Source organism: Streptomyces sp. NBC_01537, from assembly GCF_045040445.1.
Lineage (GTDB): Bacteria > Actinomycetota > Actinomycetes > Streptomycetales > Streptomycetaceae > Actinacidiphila.
This window is the reverse complement of sequence record NZ_CP109392.1, coordinates 8,851,631-8,872,500: the sequence shown is the minus strand read 5'-3', so window position 1 is coordinate 8,872,500 and position 20,870 is coordinate 8,851,631. Positions and strand designations below refer to the sequence as shown.

The following is a 20,870-nucleotide window of genomic DNA, read 5'->3' as shown; positions in this document are numbered from 1 at the left end:
TGGGGAGTACGGCGGAGCGCGCGGTGTATGACGCGTTCGCGACGTACAGGGCGCTGTTGGAAGGTGCCGGGGAGTATTTGGCGGGCCGGGTCGCCGACCTGGATGACGTACGGAACCGGATCGTGGCGCGGCTGCTGGGCGTGCCGATGCCGGGGGTGCCGGACAGTGATGATCCGTATGTGCTGATCGCGCGGGATCTGGCTCCGGCGGACACGGCGCTGCTGGACCCGACGCTGGTGCTCGGTTTTGTGACCGAGGAGGGCGGGCCGACGAGCCACAGTGCGATTCTGGCGCGTGCGCTGGGTGTGCCGGCGGTCGTGGCGCTGCCGGGGGCCACGGAGATCGCGGAGGGTGCGGTCATCGCTGTCGACGGCAGCACCGGCGAGGTCTTCGTCGACCCGAGCGCGGCGAAGCGGGCCGAGTTGGCGAAGGCGGCGGCGGAGCGGAAGGCCGCGCTGGCGGGCTCGTCCGGTCCGGGGGCGACCTCGGACGGGCACAAGGTGCCGCTGCTGGCGAATGTCGGCGGTCCCGGTGATGTGGCCGCGGCGGTGGCGGCCGGGGCTGAGGGCGTCGGTCTGTTCCGTACGGAGTTCCTCTTCCTGGACGACTCGAAGAAGGCGCCGTCGGAGGAGGCACAGGTTGCCGTGTACCGGCAGGTGCTGGAGGCCTTCCCCGAGGGCCGGGTCGTGGTGCGGGTGCTGGATGCGGGGGCGGACAAGCCGCTGGAGTTCCTGACGCCGGCGGACGAACCGAATCCGGCGCTGGGTGTGCGGGGGCTGCGTACGCTGCTGGCTCACCCGGAGGTGCTGCAGACGCAGTTGCGGGCGCTGGCCCGGGCGGTGGAGGGCCTGCCGGTGTATCTGGAGGTCATGGCGCCGATGGTGGCCGACCGGATCGACGCGAAGGCGTTCGCCGACGCGTGCCGGGAGGCGGGGCTGCGGGCGAAGTTCGGCGCGATGGTGGAGATTCCGTCGGCGGCGCTGCGGGCGCGGTCGATTCTGCAGGAGGTCGAGTTCCTTTCGCTGGGGACGAACGACCTGGCGCAGTACACCTTCGCGGCGGACCGCCAGGTCGGTGCGGTGTCCCGGCTGCAGGATCCGTGGCAGCCGGCGTTGCTGGACCTGGTGGCGGCGTCGGCCGATGCGGCCAGGGCCGAGGGCAAGAGCTGCGGTGTGTGCGGTGAGGCGGCCGCCGATCCGCTGTTGGCCTGTGTGCTGACGGGCCTGGGCGTCACGAGCCTGTCGATGGGCGCCGCGTCGATTCCCTATGTCCGGTCGGCGCTGGCCAAGCACACGCTGGCTCAGTGCGAGCGTGCGGCGGCCGCGGCGCGGGCGACCGACTCGGCGGACGAGGCGCGGCGTGCGGCCCAAGCCGTGCTGTCCGGAGAGTAGCGAGTAGGGGTTGGCCGTGGGGCGTCCCGCCTGGGTGGCGGGGCGCCCTTCGGCGTACCGCGCCCCGGTTGGTCAGCCGGCCGGGGGTGGGGGCAGGGGTGTGCCGGGGCGGTAGGTGACGCCGGGTTCCGGCGGTACGGGTTCACCGGATTCGGCGTCGGTGCAGTAGGCGTTGAAGACCTCGGCTTCGGTGAGCGGGTGCAGCCATCCGTCGTGCAGGGACCAGCCGCGGACCTCTTCGTGGCCGCCTGGGGTGCTGGTGCGCAGGACGACGCCTCCGGGGCTGTCGGATGCCATGCCGGCGGCCAGCACGGTGCAGCACACAAGGGCTTCGGCTTGGACGAGGTGGACGTTGCCCCGGTCGTCGCAGCGGGCGTGGAGGGCGGCGAGCAGGGGCGCGTCGGCTGCGGGGATGCTGCAGACGAGGTGGTGGGCGCCGGGGCCGGCGGCTTCGAGGAGCTTCGTCAGGGCGTGCGAGGCGCGGTCGAAGGAGGCGCGGGCGATGTCCTGGCCGCAGTCGGAGCAGGATCCGGTGCGGGAGAGCAGATCGGTGGCGTAGTCCCAGGTGGCCTGGCGGTCGGTTTCGTATTCGAGCTGGGTGATGAGGAGTTCGAGGGGCTGTCCGGAGTACGGCACGGTGGGGCCGCCGGCGGCGATCTCGGCGGTGTAGCGGGTGCGGGTGGCGGGTGTGTCGGGGTTCTGGGCGGTGTCGGTGCAGTAGTCGGCGTATTCGTCCGGGTCGAAGAGGCCGACGCAGGTGTGGACGCCCTGGGCGGCGAGTGAGCGCAGCAGTCCTTCCGTCTGCCGCAGGTAGTGGGCGTGGTCGTCGAAGGTGAAGCTGCGGTAGTCGTGCATCGCGGCGAAGTCGCGTTGGTCGGTGAGGATCGCGACGATGCTGGGGACTTCGCGCCGCAGGGCGCGGCGGGCGCCCTGGGCGGGCGGTCGGCTGCGGCCCCTGGGCCGGTTGTTCTTGGTTTGCTTGGTGTTCTTGGTGCTCTTACCGCTGTTTCGGCTGCGGCTTTTTGCGTGCTTGGTGTGCTTGGTGTGTGCCATGACGTGACTCCCCCTGTACGGCTTCTGTCATTGCTCTGTCACCGTAACCGGGGGCACTGACAACGCTGTGTGACGATGGGGGGAGGTGGCGGCCTCCATGCGGTCCAGGCGGCGGCGGACCAGCGCGCGCTGGCCGTACGCGGTGGTGGCGAGGGCGGCTCCGAAGCCGGCCCAGCCGAGCGGGCCGGAGGCGATGACGAGCGTGGTGAGCAGCATCGGGCCGAGGGCTCGTTCGGCGGACTGGGCGAGGCCCTGGACACCCAGGTAGGCCCCTTGGGCTTCGGCCGGGGCGAGGGCGATGGACAGTTCCCAGGAGGCGGTGGCTTCGAGCATTTCCACGAAGGTGAAGGCGGTGGCGGCCGCGATCAGGGCGGCGATGGCGGCCCAGCGTGCTTGGGCCACGGAGGCGGCCATGGCCGCGCCGCCGATCAGGTAGCACAGGCCGACGTGGCCGAGGGTGGTGGCGGCGATGCGCGGGGTGCGGCCGTAGCGGGAGAGTCGCACCTGGAAGGCGACGACGAGCAGGGTGTTGAGGACGAAGAGCAGCGGGGCCAGCCCGCGCGGGGCGGTGGTGGAGCTGATGATCCACAGGGGCAGGCCCACCCGGCAGACGGATCCGTCGAGGAGGAGCAGGGTCTCCAGGCCGGTGAAGGCGAGGTAGCCGCCGTCGCGCCACGGGTTGCGGGGGCCGCCGTGCGGCGCGGGGGCCGGTCGGGCTGGCTGCCGGCCGGAGCCGGTCACCGTACGGGCCGGGGAGGGGGGTTCGGCGCAGCGGGCGACGAGCAGGGCGACGACGCAGAAGGAGAGGGCGTCGCCGAGCAGCAGGCCTCGGTAGACGGCAGTTGTGGCGAAGGCGAGGCCGGCGGAGGCGGCGAGGCCGCCGAGGGTGTAGCCGATGTTGACGACGGTCCGCTGGACGGCCTGGTAGCGGGCGCGGTCGGGGCCGGCGACGCGGGCGGCGTAGAGCTTGGTGAGGACGGAGGCGGCGCGTTCGCCGAAGCTGCCGAGGGCGACCAGCGGGAGCAGTTGCCAGAAGCCGTGTGCGACGAGCAGCAGCAGGCTTGCCGCTGCACGGGCGATCTGGACGGTGAGGATGAGGCGGGTCAGCGGGAGGCGGTCGGCGAGCCGGCCGATCACGGGGGCTCCGGCGACTCCGAAGGCTCCGGCGGCGCCGAGGAGCAGACCGACCTGACTCAGACTCAGCCCTCCGACGACGGTGAAGTAGAGCGCGGTGGCGCTGACCCAGAGGCCGGATCCGGTCTTGTCGATGAGGTTGATCCAGAGCATCCGGCGGCCGTCGGGGCCTCCTGGAATGCGGTCTCGCAGGCTGATCAGGCGGTTCAGCACAGCGCCCCCTTGCGTTTTTATTTTGTATTGATACATACTGTTTTCTGTGGCAACACAATATGGGATCCGCGGTACGACGGCCAAGGGGATTACCGCGTCCATCGAGCAGGGCGTGACCGATGGCGCGCTCTCCCCCGGCTCCGCGCTGCCCCCGGTACGCGAGCTCGCCCAGCGGCTCGCGGTGAGCCCCGGGACAGTGGCGACGGCGTACAAGGAACTGCGGCAGCGCGGCATCGTCGTCACGCGCGGGCGGGGCGGCACAGTGGTGGCGGAGGCTCCGTCAGTGGCTTCGCGACGGCCGCCGAAGGTGCCGCCCGGCCTGAGGGACTTGGCCGGCGGCCACCCGGATCCGGTGTTCCTGCCGGATCTGCTGCCGCCGGTGCACGTGGCGCCGGGCGTGCGGTCGCACCGTGCGGCCCCCCGGCTGGCGGAGCTGGAGACGCTGACGCGGGAGTGGTACGAGCGGGACGGGGTGCCGTCGGAACATGTGACCTTCGCGCACAGCGCGCTCGACTGTGTGGCGCGGCTGCTGGCGGTCGAGCTGCGGCCCGGCGACGCGGTGGCCATGGAGGATCCCGGCTATCACCATCTGCTGGACCTGGTCCCGGCACTGGGGCTGCGGATGGTGCCGGTCGCGGTCGACGACGAGGGGATGCGGCCGGAGCCGCTGCGGGCCGCGCTGCGCGCGGGGGCGCGCGCAGTCATCTGCAGCCCGCGCGCGCAGAACCCGTACGGCGGGGCGTTCTCGGCCGAGCGGCGGGACGCGCTGGTGGAGGTGCTGCGGGAGACGCCCGAGGTACTGGTCGTCGAGAACGATCACGCTGCTGATGTCGCCGGGGCACCGTTGCATTCGCTGACCTGCGGTGCCTCAGGCGGGCTGGACCGGTGGGCGCAGGTGCGGACGGTCACCAAGTATCTGGGCACGGACCTGCGGTGGGCGGCCCTCGCGTGTGACCGCAGGACGCTGGCCCGGCACGACGGGCGGCTGCTGCTCACGTCCGGGTGGATCAGCCATGTGCTCCAGGAGACGGTGGCCCGGCTGTTCGAGGATCCGGCGGCCCGTCTGCTGGTGGGCGCTGCGCAGGACGCGTACGCGGAGCGGCGGGCGGCTCTGATTGCCGGGCTTGCGCAGCGCGGGATCGCCGCGCATGGCGTGAGCGGGCTCAATGTGTGGGTGCCGGTGCGGGATGAGGCGGCGGTGGTGAACGGACTGCGGTCGCGGGGGTGGTGGGTGGCGGCCGGAGCGCGGTTCCGCCTGGGGGCGGGGGCGGGGGTTCGGGTCACGACCGCTGGGCTTTTGCCGGAGGAGGGGAGGCGGTTCGCGGCGGACTTCGCGGAGGTGCTCGGGGAGTACGGGGTGGGGTACGGCGGGTAGGTGGGCGGTTGCCGGGGCGTTGCCGCCTGGCGGCGGGTGGATGGGTTGTGCCAACCCGTTCCGCCATGCGGAACGCCTTCCCGCAACCCACGGCCGGGCTAAGCGCGCCGCCTTCCCAGGTCCTCGTAGAAGCGCAGGAGGTCCGGGTTGTCCACGGAGCCCGCATTCACGGCCTTGGCCAGCGGCGTGCCCTGGAGGAGCTTCTTGACGGGGACTTCGATGCGCTTGCCGGTGAGGGTGTGGGGGATGGCGGGGACAGGGATGATCTCGTCGGGGATGTGGCGGGGGGAGAGCTGTTCGCGGATGGTGTGCTTGATCTTGTCGCGGAGGGTGTCGTCGAGTTCGGCGTCCTGCGCGAGCTGGATGAAGAGAGGCATCCAGTAGCCGCCGTCGGGTTGTTCGAGGCCGATGACGAGGGATTCGCGGATCTCGGGGAGGCGTTCGACGACTTCGTAGATGTCGGCGGAGCCCATGCGCACGCCTTGGCGGTTGAGGGTGGAGTCGGAACGCCCGTGGATGATGACGGTGTTGCGGGAGGTGAGGGTGATCCAGTCGCCGTGGCGCCAGGCGCCGGGGAACATCTCGAAGTAGCTCTCGCGGTAGCGGGAGCCGTCGGGGTCGTTCCAGAAGTAGATGGGCATGGAGGGCATGGGGTTGGTGACGATGAGCTCGCCGACCTCGTCGGTGACGGGCTTGCCGTAGGGGTCCCAGGCCTGGAGGTCGGTGCCGAGGCAGGGGGCCTGGAGCTCGCCGATGTGGACGGGGAGGGTGGGGACGCCACCGGCGAAGCAGCTGCAGACGTCGGTGCCGCCGCTGACGGAGGCGATCCAGAGGTCCTCGGCCACTTCGTCGTGGAGCCAGCGGAAGCCGTCGGGGGGCAGCGGGGAGCCGGTGGTGGCGACGCACTTGACGGCGGAAAGGTCGTGGTCGCGGGCGGGGTGGACATCGGCTTTGCGGCAGGCGATGACATAGGCGGCGGAGGTGCCGAAGACCGTGGCGCGGGTCTGTTCGGCGACACGCCACTGGGCGCCGGTGTCGGGGAAGCCGGGGCTGCCGTCGTAGAGGACGACGGTGGAGCCGGCGAGGAGGCCGGAGACGAGGAAGTTCCACATCATCCAGCCGGTGGAGGTGTACCAGAAGAACCGGTCGTCGGGACCGAGGTCCATGTGCAGGCCGGTCTGCTTGAGATGTTCGACGAGGATGCCGCCCTGGGAGTGGACGATGGCCTTGGGCAGGCCGGTGGTGCCGGAGGAGTAGAGCACCCACAGGGGGTGGTCGAAGGGCACCTGTTCGTACGAGGGACTGTCAGTGCCCGATGTCAGACTGGCCCAGTCGAGGGCGCCTTCGGGGGCAGGGGTGTCCAGGACCGGGATGTGGACGACCGCGCGCAGGGAGGGGAGTTCGGCGCGCAGTTCGGCGACGACGTCGGTGCGGTCGTGCCGCTTGCCGCCGTAGCGGTAGCCGTCGACCGCGAAGAGGACGACGGGCTCGACCTGCTGGAAGCGGTCCAGAACGGCGCGGGAGCCGAAGTCGGGGGCGCAGGAGGTCCAGACGCCACCGACGGCGGCGGTGGCCAGGAGCGCGACGACGGCCTGCGGGATGTTGGGGAGGTAACCGCTGACCCGGTCGCCCGGACGGACCCCGAGGCGGCGGAGCTCGGCGGCCAGGGAGGCGACCTGGCGGCTGAGTTCGGCCCAGCTGGTCTCGTGGATCTCGTGGCGCTCGTCGAGGGACAGCAGAGCGGGGGCGGCGGCGCGGGCGGGGTCGTGGGCGGTGCGCAGTGCGTGCTCGGCGTAGTTGAGGGTGGCTCCGGGGAACCAGCGGGCACCGGGCATGGCGGGGTCGGCGAGCACGGTCTCGTACGGGGTGGAGAAGCGTACGTCGAACCACTCGGTGACCGCCCGCCAGAAGACCCGCGGTTCGCGCACCGACCAGGCGTGCAGGGCGGCGTAGCTCGCCTCGGGGTCGGCGGGGTCGTTCGGCGGGGCGTTGTGGCAGGCGGCGGCCCACGCCTGGAAGCGGGTCACCTGGGCGGCGGCGATGCGGTCGGGGCCGGGCCGCCACAGGGGCTCCGGGGTTTCCGGAGTGGCGGCGGGCTCAGATGTGCTGCTCATGTGGCGGCTCCCGGACGGTACGCGTCGTCGCGTGATGTGCAGGTGGACCGAACGCGGGCGGAATGCCGCCGGGCACGGCTGGGCAGGACGATGCCATGTGATCGTCTTCGGCGCCAGAGCATGTCCGGCTGATGTCAGCCTGACGGGGTTGACGGGGTGGTGGGGCCCTGGGCCTGGGGGACGCCAGGACTCCGGGATGCCCAGGTGAACGGTGGCTGAACGGATGCCGCTACGAACGGGAACGGTGGAAGGGTGGGCTTCATGGATGCTCGGGACCTGGTGCGGCAGCTGCGGATGACCGGATCGGTGAACGGGCTGAGAGCTCTGGGCGCGGCGTGGCACCGGGCTCGCACGGATGCGCGCGACCTGCCGCGCCGGGGGCCGGAGCGGGCACGGGTGCCGGGGGCGGCGCAGGGGGCGGAGCCGCTGCCGGGGGGCGGGGTGGTGCGCTTCGCGCGGTCGAGTGTGCGGGTGCGGGTGGCGGTGGGGGGCGCGGTGTTCTGCGGCTGGGACGGGGCCGCGCCTGAGCCTTCGTACGCGCTGGCCGAAGGCTGCCCGGACGCGGATACGCGGGCGGTGATGGAGCCGGACAAGGACGGCTGGCGGGTCGTGTCCGAACGGGTGACCGTGCTGGTGTCGAAGCACGGCGCGGTGGAGTTCCGTACGCCGGGCGGGGTGCTGTTGCGGCGCGATCTGCCGCCGCGCTGGTGGGATCCGGTGGACGGGCCCCGGGAGGGCGGGCCGCGCTGGGTGCAGCGCTCGGAGACGGCGGCGGACGCGGCGGTGTTCGGGCTCGGCGGACGGTCCGGGGACGGCGGGCCGGGCGGGCCGCGGCTCGGCGACGGGGCGTACCGGCTGTGGAACACCGACCCGGGGGGCGCTTTCGGGCCCGGGGACGATCCGCTGTACATCACGATGCCGGTGCAGCTGGTGGTGGCGGACGCGGGCAGTCATCTGGTCTTCCACGACAACTCCTGGGACGGCCGGGTGTCGCTGCGCGACGGCGAGGAGGGCGCCGGTTCGGGGCACGACCGGCCGGGCTGCTGCGAGCTGCGGATGGACGGCGGGCCGCTGCGCTACTGGGTGTTCGCCGGAACCCCGGCCAGGGTCCTGTCCGCCTGGACGGCGCTGAGCGGACGCCCGGCGCTGCCGCCGCGCTGGGCGCTGGGCTGCCACCACTCCCGGTGGGGCTTCGGGACTGCGGCGGAGGTCCGGCGGGTCGCGGCCGGTTACCGGGAGCACGGGCTGCCGCTGTCCGCGCTGCACCTGGACATCGACCACCTCGACGGGCACCGGGTCTTCACCGCCGACAAGGAGCGCTTCCCCGATCTGCCGGGACTGGCCCGGGAGTTGCGGGAGGACGGGGTACGGCTGGTCTCGATCGTCGATCCGGCGGTGAAGCGGGAGCCGGGCAATCCGGTGTACGACAGCGGGGTGGCCGAGGACGCCTTCGTACGGGACGCGCGGGGCCGGCCGGTGCGCGGGGTGGTGTGGCCGGGTGAGGCGGTGTACCCCGATTTCACGGATCCGCGGGTGCGCAAGTGGTGGGGCGGGCTGTACGCCGAACGGCTCGCGGAGGGATTCGCCGGGGTCTGGCACGACATGAACGAGCCGGTGTCCTTCGCCGCGTTCGGCGAGACGACGCTGCCCCGCTCGGCCCGCCACGCCTTGGAGGGCCGGGGCGGCGACCATCGCGAGGCGCACAACGTCTACGCCCTGGCGATGGCGCGAGCGGGTTACGAGGGCTTGCGCGAACTGCGGCCCGGGGACCGGCCGTTCCTCTTCTCGCGCTCGGGGTGGGCGGGCATGCAGCGGTACGGCGGCGCGTGGTCCGGGGATGTGTCGACGGGCTGGCCGGGGCTGCGGGCCTCGCTGTCGCTGGTGCTGGGGCTCGGGCTGTGCGGGGTGCCGTTCTCGGGGCCGGACGTGGGCGGTTTCACGGGGACTCCGTCGGGCGAGCTGTATCTGCGCTGGCTTCAGATGGCGGCGTACTTCCCGTTCTTCCGTACGCACTCGGCGATCGGCGCGGGCCGGCGCGAGCCGTGGGAGTTCGGGCCCGAGGTCCTGCGGCACGCGGGGGACGCGCTGAGGGAGCGGGAGCGGCTGCTGCCGTACCTCTACACGCTGGCGCATCTGGCGCGGCTCACCGGGGCGCCGTATGTGCGGCCGGTGTGGTGGAACGACCCGGAGGACCGCAAGCTTCGCGCCTGCGGGGACGCCTTCCTGCTCGGCGACGCGCTGCTGGTGGCCCCGGTACTGGAACAGGGCTCCGACCTGCGCAGTCTGCGACTGCCGCGCGGCCGCTGGTACGACACGGCGACCGGCGAGGTGTACGAGGGGCCGGGGCAGGTGCTGCTGCCGGCACCGCCGGGCCGGATCCCGGTGCTGGCACGGGCGGGGGCGGTGCTGCCGGTGACGGGGGCGGACGGTCAGGTGGAGCTGGAGGTGTGGGCACCCGCGGCCGGGCGCACCGGGGGCGGGCTGCTGGTCACGGACGAGGGTGACGGGTGGGCGGAGCCCCGGGTCGAGCGGTTCACGACGCGGCTGGCGGGCGGGCGGACGGTGGTCGAGCGGGAAGACGAGGGGGAAGTGGGTTACGCGGTGCGGGTGCGGGGCGGCGGGAAGCCGTAGCCGTCGGCGAACCAGCGGGCGGCGGCCCGGGTGTGGAGCGGGAAGGCGAGTTCAGCGGCGGCCGTGATGATCTGCCAGCCGTCGGTCTCGTCGGTGGGCCGCGGCGGCGGCAGGTCGTGGACGGGGCGGGCAGGCAGCAGCCCGAAGAGGAGGAGGTGGCCGCCGTCGGTGTCGGTGAGGGCGTCGGCGAGCCGTACTTCCTCGGGGCGCGCCGCGATGCCCGTCTCCTCGGCGAGTTCGCGGGTGACGGCCTGCTGCCAGGTCTCGCCGTGGTCGATGAAACCCCCGGGAAGGGCGAGGCGGCCGCGCTGCGGGGGGATGGTGCGGCGGATGACGACCAGGCCGACGGCTGAGGTGTCAGCGCGGTCGCCCACGGGCAGGTCGCGTACGGGCAGAAGGGCCACGGCGACCGGCAGCGGATTGCGGTAGGCGACTGCGCCGCAGGCAGGGCAGGTTCGGGGCCAGCCCGGCTCCGGCGGGAACGCGTTACCACAGGAGGAGCAATGGGAGTCTTTCGCATGGCCGGCCACGGACGGACTGTATCCGGTCGCCTGACGTCGTTATCGCGTGTCCTCGTCCTGCCGCTCGCCCTGCCGCTCGCCCTCCTGGCGGGGCTGGTGGCGGCGGGTCCGGCGCGGGCGGGTTCCGGGACCTCCGGGGAGACCTCCGGGGCCAAGGCTCCGGCGGAGTTCGTCGCGCTCAGCGACATCGACCCGACGATCCTGCAGGAGATGCGCTACTTCACCCCGCACAATTTCGTCGGCGTACGTATCAACGGCTACGAGCAGCCGCTGTGCATCCTCACCCGGCCCGCCGCCGAGGCGCTGCACAGGGCCCAGGTCACGCTGCTCGCTCAGGGGTACAGCCTGAAGGTGTACGACTGCTACCGGCCGCAGCGGGCGGTGGACCACTTCGTGGCCTGGGCGGAGGATCTCGACGACGAGGCGATGAAGGCGGAGTTCTATCCGGATGTCGACAAGTCGAGACTATTCCTCGACGGATACATCGCCGCGAAGTCCGGGCACAGCCGTGGCAGCACCACCGATCTGACGATCGTGAAGCTCCCGGCCGTGCCCACCCGCCCGTACCGCCCCGGCGAGCCGCTGGTGCCCTGCTACGCGCCGCAGGCGGAGCGCTTCCCGGACAACTCGGTGGACATGGGCACGGGCTTCGACTGCTTCGACACGCTGTCGCACACGCTGGACCCGAGGATCCAGGGCGAGCAGCTCAAGAACCGGCTGCTGCTGAAGAACACCCTGGAGGATCTCGGCTTCGTCAACCTGGCGGAGGAGTGGTGGCACTACACGTACAAGCCCGAGCTCTTCCCGGACACGTACTTCGACTTCCCGGTCTCGCGGGCGTCCCTCTTGTCCGCCGCCGTCGGGCCGTAGGACTCCAGCACGACGGGCGCACCCAGCACCTCGCCGATCGCCGCCGACCAGTCCTCGGGGTTGGGGCCGGGGGTGCCGGACGAGGCACCGTCGACGATGCGGAGCCGGGGGCAGCGGGGGACGGCGTCCAGGTGGGTGACGGCGAGGGCGTCCACTCCCCCGCAGGCCGTGGCGGCGTAGCGGTGGGCGGCGGCGTCGAAGTGGCCGACGCGGAAGGGGCCCTGCCAGGGGCCGTGGCCGTTGTGCGGTTCGGGGAGCAGCGGGGCCAGTCCGGGGTCCTCGGTGGCATGGGGGCCGGGGCCGTGGCGGGTCGTGTAGGTGCGTACGACGCCGAGGCGGAGGGCTGGGCGGGGCTGCGAGCCGGTGTGGGCCGCGGCTTCGGCGAGGAGTGCCTCGGCGTTGGCGAAGGTGGTGGTCGACCAGGTGGTGTGGGGGTGGAAGCCGTGCGTCTCGTCGAGCAGGACGCCCTGGGCGCCCTCGAAGACGACCGGGCCCCGGGCGAGCACGCGAGGGAGGTGGTCCTCGGGGGTGAGGGCGACCGTACGGGCGAAAGCGGTGAAGGCGGCCGCGCAGTGCGGGACGGGCGGGGCGGGCAGGGGGCCGCCGAGTTCGTCTGACAGGCGGTCGCGCAGCAGGGTGAGCTTGCGGATGAGGCGGGGGCGGGAGAGGCAGTCGGCGGCGGTCGGGGCGTCGTCGCCGTGGTCGAGGTGGTAGCGGGCGGTCTCGCCGATGCCCATGCCGCAGGAGCCGTGGCGGGCCTCGCCGCGGGCGAGTTCGCGCAGGCGGTTGGCGGCGGCGTGGTACGGCGTGGTGAGCAGCGCCCGGCGGTCGACGGTGAGCAGGCCGTACGGGTCGGGCACGCCGAGGGCGCGGAGGTGGTCGGCCTCGGCGGCGAGGGCGAGGGGGTCGACCATCATGAAGCGGGAGAGGTGGGTGGGGACGCCCTGGAGGGTCCCTGAGCCGAACTGGGCGAAGGTGTGGTGGCGTCCGTCGGTGGTGACGACGTTGTGCGCGGCCTGGGCGCCGCCGTTGAACCGGACGACGGCCCGGACCGGCTCCGCGCGCGTCGCTGTGGCGCAGAGCCGGTCCACGACTGTGCCCTTGCCGGCGTCGCCGTAGCCGAGGTCGACGACGATCGTGTGCATGGACCGTCCAAGGGTTCGTAAGTGGTCAGAGCACGTGAGTGGTCAGGCGTGAGTGGTCAGAGCAGTGGCATGTTCGTGACCACTACGTCGCCCCTGTCGCGGCCCAGGGCCGCCAGCGCCTTGCCCACGCTCGCGCCCGCCGCGGAGCCGATGTCGGACAGATCGTCCAGGCCCTCCGCCAGGTCGATGGCTTCCTCGCCGAGGCCGACGGTGAGGGCGATGGTCTCGCAGACCGCGTCGAGGTCGTCGAGTTCGATGACGTTCTGGCCGAGGAGCTTGCGCCACAGGCCGAGGACTTCGGGGTTGCCGACGTAGGAGGAGCCGGCGGGGAGGATGTAGTAGATGTCGAAGGTGCGCTTGAGCTCGGCGACGATCCGGCTGATGGGGATGTCCTCGGCGAGGTCGTCGCCGAGGACGCGGCGTACTTCGTGGGCCTTGACCCTGCCGTAGGGCATCTCGTCGCCGATGAGGAAGAGGTAGCCGCGGCGGCCGCGCTTCTCGTGGCAGTCTATCGAGGTGTGGCGGGCCATGGCGTAGAGGGCGAGTTCGTAGGACTCGGTCATCTGGCCGCCGCCTCCGCCCTCCAGGAGGATGTTGCCGAGGTCGTCGTCCATGCGGTTGTCGGACTCGAACTGGCCGAGCTGGAGGGGGACCCGGTCGCAGGTGGCGTCGCCGACGGCGCCGAAGAGGATCTGCGGGTGCTCGGTGTAGCCCTTGCGGAGGATGAGGCCGAAGAGCTCGGGGAGCTTGGTCTGCAGGACCTGGGGGACGGCGCGCATCGAGCCGGTGACATCGAAGAGGACGGCGATGGCGAGGGATGTGGGGTGTTCGGCGGAGTCGCGGCTCTCGCGGGTGCCGAGGTCCTTGGGGTCGAGTGACGGGTGGGCCGCCCAGGTGCTGCGCGGCGCGGAGGCGGTGACGCGGTCGCTGTAGGCGAAGGCGCCGGTGCCGGAGGCGGCGCGGAAGCGCGCGGCGGCATCGTAGACGTTGGTGGACCAGCTTCCGCTGCCCATGGTGGTTCCCCCTTGTGATGGCGTGTCAGGTCTTGGCCGGCATGGCGAACTGCCGGAAGGTACGCGGCCCGTAGAGCCGCTCCAACGCCTCGTCGAGCTCGGCGAGCAGCCGCCAGGCGTCGTGCGGGCGGCGGGCCTGGGCGGGCAGGGTGCAGCCGCGGATGAAGGCGCGCAGCGGGTGCGGAGCGCGCTCCCCCATCAGCCGGCGCATGAGGTGTGAGGCGAGGTGGATGTCGGTGGCCGGGCTCACGGGCTCGTGGCCGCACACTTCTGGTGGGTAGAGGTCGCGGTGGCGCTCGACGAGGGCGGGCACGATGCCGCCGGGCTCGGTCGCGTAGCACCAGTCGACCAGGACGAGTCCGTGCTCGGCGGGGTGGATGAGGACGTGTTCGGGCAGTACCGCGCCATGGACGAGCCCGGCGCGGTGTGCCCAGCCGAGGGCGACCAGCAGGCGGCGCCACATCCAGGCGGCGTCGCGCGGGTCGACTCCGCCGGGGTGGGCGGCGCGGACCGCGGCGAGGGTGTGGAAGCCGTGGAGGCGGCCCAGCGCGTTGACGCGGCGCTCGGTTCCGGTGTTGTCGCGGTGGCGGAAGGACTCGACGAGGCGGGGGGCGTACGCGCGGTGGCGCGGGTCGGCGGCGGTGTCCAGCCTGGTGAGCGCGGCGGCCTCGCGCTCCATCAGGTCGTTGTCGGCGGGCTTCACGGGGATCTTGAGGACGGTGTCGTGACCGGCTTCGCGAAGTACGGCGAGGTCGCCGATGGCGAGGGTCGGGCCGAGGCGGTAGGTGCGGTGGCGGGTGGTGAGCGTGAAGCAGTCGCCGCCGGTGTGCCGCCGCCACAGGCCGGACAGGCGCAGGAAGGCGGCTGCCGCGTCCGCGCGGCGGGCGTACGGGGCGGTGTCGGGGTGCAGCAGCCGTGCGAGCCGCCGGTAGCGGCGCGCGGCTGCGGCGGGGTCGGCCGGGAAGGGCTCGTCGAGGGCGGCGAGAGCCTGGTCGAAGGTGCGCGGGCTGATTTCGGTGGCCGTCATCGGGGTGGGCCCCGGTGTACCTGTCATCGCACGCTCTCCTCGCGGTCGGGGCGCAGGAGGGCCGGGTGGAGAAGGCGGGCGTCGCCGGCCCTGTAGAGGCGGGCGCGGGGACCGCCGCGGGAGCCGGAGCGGATGGCGGTGTCGCCGGTGGACTCGACGAAGCCGGGGACGGAGAGCACCTTGCGGTGGAAGTTGCCGGCGTGGAGGGCGCGGCCCCAGACGGCTTCGTAGACCTCTCGCAGTTCGGTGATGGTGAACTCGCGGCCGAGGAAGGCGGTGGCGAGCGGGGTGTACTCGATCTTGGAGCGGGCGCGGTCGAGGCCCTCCGCGAGGATCCGGGCATGGTCGAAGGCGAGTCCGGTCAGGCCAGGCCGGTCGGACTGGTCGGGCCGGCGGCCGGGACCACCCCCGTGGGCTCCGGCCGGCCGGCCCTGATCCTGGGGACGCTCCGCTTCCGCGTCCGGTTGCCCCAACAGCCGTATCGTTGTACCGAGTTCGACGACCGGGAGCCAGCCGGCGGCGGCCGCGTCACTGCCCGCCCGCGCCTCCGGAAGGTCAGGGGCGAAGGCGAGATAGGCGATCGAGACCACGTGCATCCGCGGATCGCGCCCCGGGCGGCCGTACGAGCCGAGCTGCTCCAGGTGCACCCGGCCGAGGCCGCGCTCGGCGTCCAGACCGGTCTCCTCGGCGAGTTCGCGGGCGGCGGCTTCGTCGAGGGATTCCTTCCCGGATCGGACGAAGCCGCCGGGCAGCGCCCAGCAGCCTTCGAAGGGCGGGCCGCCGCGCCTCACCAGCAGCACATGCAAGGCGCCATGACGAAGCGTCAGGGCGACGATGTCGACGGTGACAGCGATGGGCTCGAAGGCGCGGGGGTCGTAGGCGGCAAGGAAGACCGCTTCGTCCTGCTGCTGCGCCACCATGCCGCACTCCCTGCGCCGAAGTTCTTCTCAGATCGAGAACTTCTCGATCTGAGAAGAACATATCACCGGCCACTGACAGCGTCCACCCTCCATGGCACACTTCTGACGTACCGTCAGATCTCTTCGCGGGAGGCGTGCATGGCGCGGGAACGGGAACGCACACCGGTCGTCGACGGCTGGTTCACGGACCACCCGGACCACCCGGACCACCCGGAAGACCCCGACCGCCCGGCCGGCTTCCGGCTGCTCGGCACCCGCTGCCGGTCCTGCGGCTCGGTGTTCTTCCCCCGGCAGGACAGCCATTGCCGCAACCCGGCCTGCGGGGCCTCCGCGTTGGAGCCGGTCCCGTTGTCCCCGCGGGGCCGCGTGTGGTCCTGCACCGATGTGCGGTACCGGCCGCCGGCGCCGTACGCGTCCGATCCCGGCCGCCCCTGGGAGCCGTACACGCTGGTGGCCGTGGAGCTGGCGGCGGAGCGGATGGTGGTCCTGGGGCAGGCCGCGCCGGGGGTCGGGGTGGCGGACCTGCCGGTCGGGGCGGAGGTCGAGGTGGTGCCGGGGGTGCTGGCCGAGGACGACGAGCGGGTCTGGACGACCTGGCACTGGCGGCCGGTCGAAGGCGGCGCGCGATGACCGGGGACGTGGCCGTCCTCGGGGCCGGCATGCATCCCTGGGGCAAGTGGGGCCGCTCCTTCACCGAGTACGGGGTGGTGGCCGCGCGCGCCGCGCTCGCCGACGCGGGGCTCGAATGGCCCGCCGTACAGCTGGTGGTGGGTGCGGACACCGTACGCGGCGGATACCCCGGCTACGTGGCGGGCGCCACCTTCGCGCAGGCCCTGGGCTGGCAGGGCGCGCGCGTGACGAGCGTTTACGCGGCATGCGCATCGGGCGCTCAGGCGATCAACGCCGCACGCGCGCAACTCCTGGCAGGAATGGCCGACGTCGCCCTGGTCGTCGGCGCGGACGCGGCGCCGAAGGGCTTCTTCGCCCCGGCGGGCGGCGACCGCCCGGACGACCCGGACTGGCTGCGCTTCCGGATCCTGGGCGCGGTCAATCCGGCGTACTTCGGGCTCTACGCGCGCCGCCGCATGGCGCTGTACGGCGACACCACCGAGGATTTCGCCCAGGTGAAGGTCAAGAACGCGGCGGCCGGTTCCCTCAACCCCAACGCCCGCTACCGCAAGGCTGTGACCGCGCAGGAGGTCGCGGCCTCCGCCGTGGTCGCCGATCCACTGCGGCTGCTGGACATCTGCGCGACCTCCGACGGCGCGGCGGCGCTGGTGCTGTCCACCCTCGACTTCGCGCGCCGGCACGGCTCCGGCAGCCCGGTGCGGATCAGCGCGGTGTCCACGGTCACCCCCACCTATCCGAAAACGGTGCTGGATCTGCCCGACTTCGCGACCGACTCGGCCGTTGCCGTGGAGCCGCCCGCCGTGGGATTCCGGGCCTCGATCGCGGCGGCGGCGTACGAGGAGGCGGGCATCGGCCCGGAGGACCTGGACCTCGCGGAGGTCTACGACCTGTCCACCGCGCTGGAGCTGGAGTGGTACGAGGACCTGGGCCTGTGCGCGGCCGGTGAGGGCGCGAAGCTGCTGCGCGGCGGGGCGACGGCGCTCGGGGGCCGGATTCCGGTCAACGTGAGCGGCGGACTGGCCTCGTTCGGGGAGGCGGTGCCGGCGCAGGCGATCGCCCAGGTGTGCGAGCTGGTGGGGCAGTTGCGCGGGCGGGCGGGAGACCGCCAGGTGCCGGGGGCGAGGGTCGGGATCACGGCGAACCAGGGGCTGTTCGGGCACGGGTCGTCGGTGGTCGTGATCCGTTGATCCGGTCGCCGATCCGGGGACGGCCGCGATCGGGCTGTCTGCAGGCGACCTTGACGCTCCGTCACGCCGGGAGAAGTATGCGGGTGGCACGGACGGCCGTTCGGGTGGAGGGACACCCCCGGCGACGGCACCGTGCGCTCTCAGGCCCGGTCAGTGCACCCTGGACTGCACGTAGGAGCCGCCATGCATTCCAACGGAGACATATTCCTCGGCGAGATCATCGGCACCGCGATCCTGATCCTCTTCGGCGCCGGCGTGGTCGCCGCCGTACTGCTCAACCACTCCAAGGCGAAGGGCGCCGGCTGGGTCGTCATCGCCTTCGGCTGGGGCTTCGGCGTGCTGGCGGGTGCGTACACCGCCGCGCCGCTGTCCGGCGGGCATCTGAACCCCGCGGTGACCGTCGGCATCGCCATTGACACCGGCGACTGGGACAAGGTCCCGGTCTACATCGCGGGTCAGCTGGTCGGCGCGATGCTCGGCGCGGTCCTGTGCTGGCTCGTCTACTTCGGCCAGTTCGCCGCCAACGCCGAGGAGGAGACGTCGATCGGCACCCTCGGGATCTTCTCCACGATCCCGGAGATCCGGGTGTGGTGGCAGAACCTGGTCACCGAGATCATCGCGACCGTGGGCCTCGTGCTGCCGATCCTCGCCCTCGGCCTGACCAAGGGCCTCGGCGAGTCCGGCACGGGTGTGCTGGTGGTCGCGCTGCTGGTCACCGGGATCGGCCTGTCGCTGGGCGGGCCGACCGGCTACGCCATCAACCCCGCCCGCGACCTCGGCCCGCGCATCGTGCACACCTTTCTGCCGATCCCCAACAAGGGCACATCCGACTGGCAGTACTCCTGGGTTCCCGTCGCCGGTCCGCTGATCGGCGCAGCCCTGTCCGGTCTCATCTTCAACGCCGCGTTTTAGTGAGGGGCCATGACCGACACCAAGTACGTCGCCGCAATCGACCAGGGCACCACCTCCAGCCGCTGCATCGTCTTCGACACGGACGGCGCGATCGTCGCCGTCGACCAGCGTGAGCACCGCCAGATCTTCCCCAGGCCGGGGTGGGTCGAGCACGACGCCACGGAGATCTGGTCCAAGGTCCAGGCCGTGGTCGCGGGCGCACTCGCCAAGGCGGGCCTGCGCGCCGACCAGCTCAGCGCGATGGGCATCACCAACCAGCGCGAGACCACCGTCCTGTGGGACCGCGCGACCGGACGGCCGGTGCACAACGCGATCGTCTGGCAGGACACCCGTACCTCCGCGCTGTGCACCCAACTGGGCGGCACCGACGGCCAGGACCGCTTCCGGGACTCCACCGGGCTGCCGCTGGCCAGCTACTTCTCCGGGCCCAAGGCCGCCTGGCTGCTCGACAACATCCCCGGGCTGCGGCGCCGCGCCGAGAACGGCGAGATCGCCTTCGGGACCATCGACTCCTGGCTGATCTGGAACCTCACCGGCGGCACGGACGGCGGCGTACACGTCACCGATGTCACCAACGCCGGGCGCACGATGCTGATGAACCTCGAATCGCTGCAGTGGGATCCGGAGATCCTCGCCGCCATGAACATCCCCGAGGCGATCCTCCCGCAGATCCGCTCCTCGGCGGAGATCTACGGAACCGCGGTCGGCCAGCTGGCCGGTGTCCCGGTGGCGTCCGCGCTGGGCGACCAGCAGGCCGCCGTCTTCGGCCAGGCCTGCTACGACACGGGGACGGCCAAGAACACGTACGGGACCGGCAGTTTCCTGCTGCTGAACACCGGCAACCGGCCCGTGCCGTCCAAGAACGGGCTGCTGACGACCATGGGCTACCAGCTGGGCGGCGAGGCGCCGGTCTACTGCCTGGAGGGCTCGATCGCGATCACCGGCGCGCTGGTGCAGTGGTTCCGGGACCAGCTCGGCATCATCTCGTCCGCCGACGAGATCGAGCCCCTGGCGGCCAGCGTCGAGGACAACGGCGGCGCGTACATCGTGCCCGCCTTCTCCGGGCTCTTCGCCCCGTACTGGCGCTCCGACGCGCGGGGCGTCATCACCGGGCTGACCAGGTACGTCACCAAGGCGCACCTCGCGCGTGCGGTGCTGGAGGCCACGAGCTGGCAGACGCGGGAGGTGGTGGACGCGATGTACCAGGACTCCGGCGTGCACATCACGACGCTGAAGGTGGACGGCGGCATGACGGGCAACGGGCTGCTGATGCAGCACCAGGCGGATGTGCTGGGTGTGCCGGTGGTGCGGCCGAAGGTGGCCGAGACGACGTGCCTGGGGGCGGCGTACGCGGCCGGGCTCGCGACGGGGGTGTGGGACGGGCTGGACACGCTCAAGGCGCACTGGCGCAAGGACGCGGAGTGGACGCCGCAGATGGAGGAGGGGGCGCGGGAGCGGGAGTACCGGCGGTGGAAGAAGGCGGTTGAGCGGAGCTTCGGGTGGCACGAGGAGGAGGACGACGGATCCGCGTAGCGCGGGCCCGGGTGGGCCGTCGCGGTCCCGTCGGCGGCCCACGACCCGGCTACATGGGAGCTGTCGCCCGGCGGGCTTCGGCCGCCTTGGCCGCGTGCTCGACCACCGTGATCAGCACGTCCTTGGCGGAGGAGCGGTCGCGGGCGTCGCAGAGGACGACGGGGACCTCGGGGTCGAGGTCGAGGGCTTCGCGGATCATGTCGGCGGGGTGGCGCTGGGCGCCTTCGAAGCAGTTGACGGCGATGGCGAAGGGAATGGCACGGCGCTCGAAGTAGTCGACGGCGGCGAAGCAGTCCTCCAGGCGGCGGGTGTCGGCGAGGACGACGGCGCCGAGGGCTCCCTGGGCCAGTTCGTCCCAGAGGAACCAGAAGCGGTCCTGGCCGGGGGTGCCGAAGAGGTAGAGGACGAGGTCCTCGCGCAGGGTGATGCGGCCGAAGTCCATGGCGACGGTGGTGGTGCGCTTGGACTCCACGCCCCCGATGTCGTCGACGGGACGGCCGACCTCGCTGAGATCCTCCTCGGTGCGCAGCGGGCGGATCTCGCTGACGGCACCGACGAGGGTGGTCTTGCCCACCCCGAAACCGCCGGCGACAAGGATCTTGAGGGCGACCGGTTCGACGACGGGCTTGTTGCGCTCAGAGCGCCCGAAGACCATGGGCCTCTTCTTCCGGTTCGCCGATTGTGCAGGTCGCAGACATCCTGAGTCCTAGGGGCATGAGCAGGCTTTACCTCTGGAGAGGGAACACTACTACGCGATCACCGGCCAACTGACCGGTGGAATCCGTTCGTTACTTCAGAGCGCCCGCAAGCCGTTGATCACCTCGCGCAGCAGGCTCTCGTCCGGCAGCTCCGCCGGCGGGACGGGCCTGCTGACGTGGACGAGCCGGGAATCGAGCAGGTCGCCGATGAGCACGCGTACGACGCCCAGCGGGAGGTCGAGGTCGGCCGCGAGTTCCGCGACCGACGTCGGCCGGGTCCGGCAGCGCTCGATGATGTCGAGATGCTCGGGCGACAGGGTGCGGTCGGTGTCGGGATGGGTGCCGGTGGGCGAGTCCTCGTAGCGGGACTCGGCCACGACCAGGGCGATCAGGTCGAGCCGGTCCTCGGCTGCGTGGCTGGTCCGGCCGCGCGTCATGGCGTACGGCCGGACCACATGCCCGGCGTCGTCGTCGTACCAGCGGTCCCCGTCAGAAGTCATGTC

General features: G+C 72.3%; 18 protein-coding genes (1 of these 18 cut by a window edge). 8 read left to right on the top strand and 10 right to left on the bottom strand.

What is annotated here, in order from left to right:
* Positions 1–1,391, top strand: partial view of a phosphoenolpyruvate--protein phosphotransferase gene (ptsP, locus tag OG607_RS40740; RefSeq protein ID WP_405737397.1) — the 3' portion only. It extends 280 nt beyond the left edge of the window; only the last 1,391 of its 1,671 coding nucleotides appear in the window; its start codon lies off the left edge, out of view; it ends in the stop codon at positions 1,389–1,391.
* A gap of 72 nt (positions 1,392–1,463) precedes the next feature.
* Here ptsP and OG607_RS40735 read toward each other — a convergent pair whose 3' ends face one another.
* Both OG607_RS40735 and OG607_RS40730 read right to left on the bottom strand, forming a co-directional pair.
* Positions 1,464–2,444, bottom strand: coding sequence for a hypothetical protein (locus tag OG607_RS40735; protein ID WP_405734657.1), 981 nt, complete (start codon positions 2,442–2,444; stop codon positions 1,464–1,466).
* Positions 2,445–2,471: 27 nt separating this feature from the next.
* A complete protein-coding gene (locus OG607_RS40730; RefSeq protein ID WP_405734655.1) occupies positions 2,472–3,791 on the bottom strand; it encodes an MFS transporter in 1,320 nt (439 codons plus the stop codon).
* 46 nt (positions 3,792–3,837) lie between these two features.
* Here OG607_RS40730 and OG607_RS40725 point away from each other — a divergent pair, with 46 nt between their 5' ends.
* A complete protein-coding gene (locus OG607_RS40725) occupies positions 3,838–5,166 on the top strand; it encodes an aminotransferase class I/II-fold pyridoxal phosphate-dependent enzyme (protein ID WP_405734653.1) in 1,329 nt (442 codons plus the stop codon).
* A gap of 98 nt (positions 5,167–5,264) precedes the next feature.
* On the opposite strand, the gene OG607_RS40720 is transcribed toward OG607_RS40725, so the two are convergent.
* Positions 5,265–7,280 (bottom strand): acetoacetate--CoA ligase, encoded by a 2,016-nt coding sequence (locus tag OG607_RS40720; protein WP_405734651.1) that lies wholly within the window; start codon positions 7,278–7,280, stop codon positions 5,265–5,267.
* 261 nt (positions 7,281–7,541) lie between these two features.
* Between OG607_RS40720 and OG607_RS40715 the strand changes: the two genes are divergently transcribed.
* Complete coding sequence (locus OG607_RS40715; protein ID WP_405734649.1) at positions 7,542–9,911, top strand: TIM-barrel domain-containing protein; 2,370 nt, start codon at positions 7,542–7,544, stop codon at positions 9,909–9,911.
* Here the strand turns inward: OG607_RS40715 and OG607_RS40710 are convergent.
* Complete coding sequence (locus OG607_RS40710) at positions 9,875–10,441, bottom strand: NUDIX domain-containing protein (protein WP_405734647.1); 567 nt, start codon at positions 10,439–10,441, stop codon at positions 9,875–9,877. The genes OG607_RS40715 and OG607_RS40710 overlap by 37 nt on opposite strands.
* Between OG607_RS40710 and OG607_RS40705 the strand changes: the two genes are divergently transcribed.
* Positions 10,415–11,302 (top strand): M15 family metallopeptidase, encoded by an 888-nt coding sequence (locus OG607_RS40705; protein WP_405734645.1) that lies wholly within the window; start codon positions 10,415–10,417, stop codon positions 11,300–11,302. The two genes, OG607_RS40710 and OG607_RS40705, sit on opposite strands and share 27 nt — an antisense overlap.
* Here OG607_RS40705 and OG607_RS40700 read toward each other — a convergent pair.
* The 4 genes from OG607_RS40700 to OG607_RS40685 are packed head-to-tail and all read right to left on the bottom strand — an operon-like array spanning position 11,212 to position 15,407.
* Complete coding sequence (locus tag OG607_RS40700; protein ID WP_405734643.1) at positions 11,212–12,447, bottom strand: adenylosuccinate synthetase; 1,236 nt, start codon at positions 12,445–12,447, stop codon at positions 11,212–11,214. The genes OG607_RS40705 and OG607_RS40700 overlap by 91 nt on opposite strands.
* Positions 12,448–12,503: 56 nt before the next feature.
* A complete protein-coding gene (locus OG607_RS40695) occupies positions 12,504–13,460 on the bottom strand; it encodes a hypothetical protein (RefSeq protein ID WP_405734641.1) in 957 nt (318 codons plus the stop codon).
* A gap of 25 nt (positions 13,461–13,485) precedes the next feature.
* Positions 13,486–14,514: a molecular chaperone DnaJ gene (locus OG607_RS40690; RefSeq protein ID WP_405734639.1), complete on the bottom strand. Its 1,029-nt coding sequence runs from the start codon at positions 14,512–14,514 to the stop codon at positions 13,486–13,488.
* On the bottom strand, positions 14,511–15,407 hold the full coding sequence (locus tag OG607_RS40685) for an NUDIX domain-containing protein (RefSeq protein WP_405734637.1): 897 nt from the start codon (positions 15,405–15,407) through the stop codon (positions 14,511–14,513). The genes OG607_RS40690 and OG607_RS40685 overlap by 4 nt, the downstream gene beginning before the upstream one ends.
* 138 nt (positions 15,408–15,545) lie before the next feature.
* Here OG607_RS40685 and OG607_RS40680 point away from each other — a divergent pair, with 138 nt between their 5' ends.
* The 4 genes from OG607_RS40680 to glpK all read left to right on the top strand — a co-directional run bounded on the left by OG607_RS40680 (position 15,546) and on the right by glpK (position 19,669).
* Complete coding sequence (locus tag OG607_RS40680; protein WP_405734635.1) at positions 15,546–16,037, top strand: Zn-ribbon domain-containing OB-fold protein; 492 nt, start codon at positions 15,546–15,548, stop codon at positions 16,035–16,037.
* Positions 16,034–17,224 (top strand): lipid-transfer protein, encoded by a 1,191-nt coding sequence (locus OG607_RS40675; protein ID WP_405734633.1) that lies wholly within the window; start codon positions 16,034–16,036, stop codon positions 17,222–17,224. Before OG607_RS40680 ends, OG607_RS40675 begins: the two co-directional genes overlap by 4 nt.
* Positions 17,225–17,407: 183 nt before the next feature.
* A complete protein-coding gene (locus OG607_RS40670) occupies positions 17,408–18,136 on the top strand; it encodes an MIP/aquaporin family protein (RefSeq protein WP_405734631.1) in 729 nt (242 codons plus the stop codon).
* A 9-nt stretch (positions 18,137–18,145) separates the two neighbouring features.
* Complete coding sequence (gene glpK, locus OG607_RS40665) at positions 18,146–19,669, top strand: glycerol kinase GlpK (protein WP_405734629.1); 1,524 nt, start codon at positions 18,146–18,148, stop codon at positions 19,667–19,669.
* 49 nt (positions 19,670–19,718) lie between these two features.
* Here glpK and OG607_RS40660 read toward each other — a convergent pair whose 3' ends face one another.
* Both OG607_RS40660 and OG607_RS40655 read right to left on the bottom strand, forming a co-directional pair.
* The gene (locus OG607_RS40660) at positions 19,719–20,324 is read right to left on the bottom strand and encodes a GTP-binding protein (RefSeq protein WP_405734627.1); all 606 of its coding nucleotides are present in this window, start codon (positions 20,322–20,324) and stop codon (positions 19,719–19,721) included.
* A 138-nt stretch (positions 20,325–20,462) separates the two neighbouring features.
* Positions 20,463–20,867: a DUF742 domain-containing protein gene (locus OG607_RS40655; RefSeq protein ID WP_405734625.1), complete on the bottom strand. Its 405-nt coding sequence runs from the start codon at positions 20,865–20,867 to the stop codon at positions 20,463–20,465.
* Positions 20,868–20,870 lie beyond the last annotated feature (3 nt).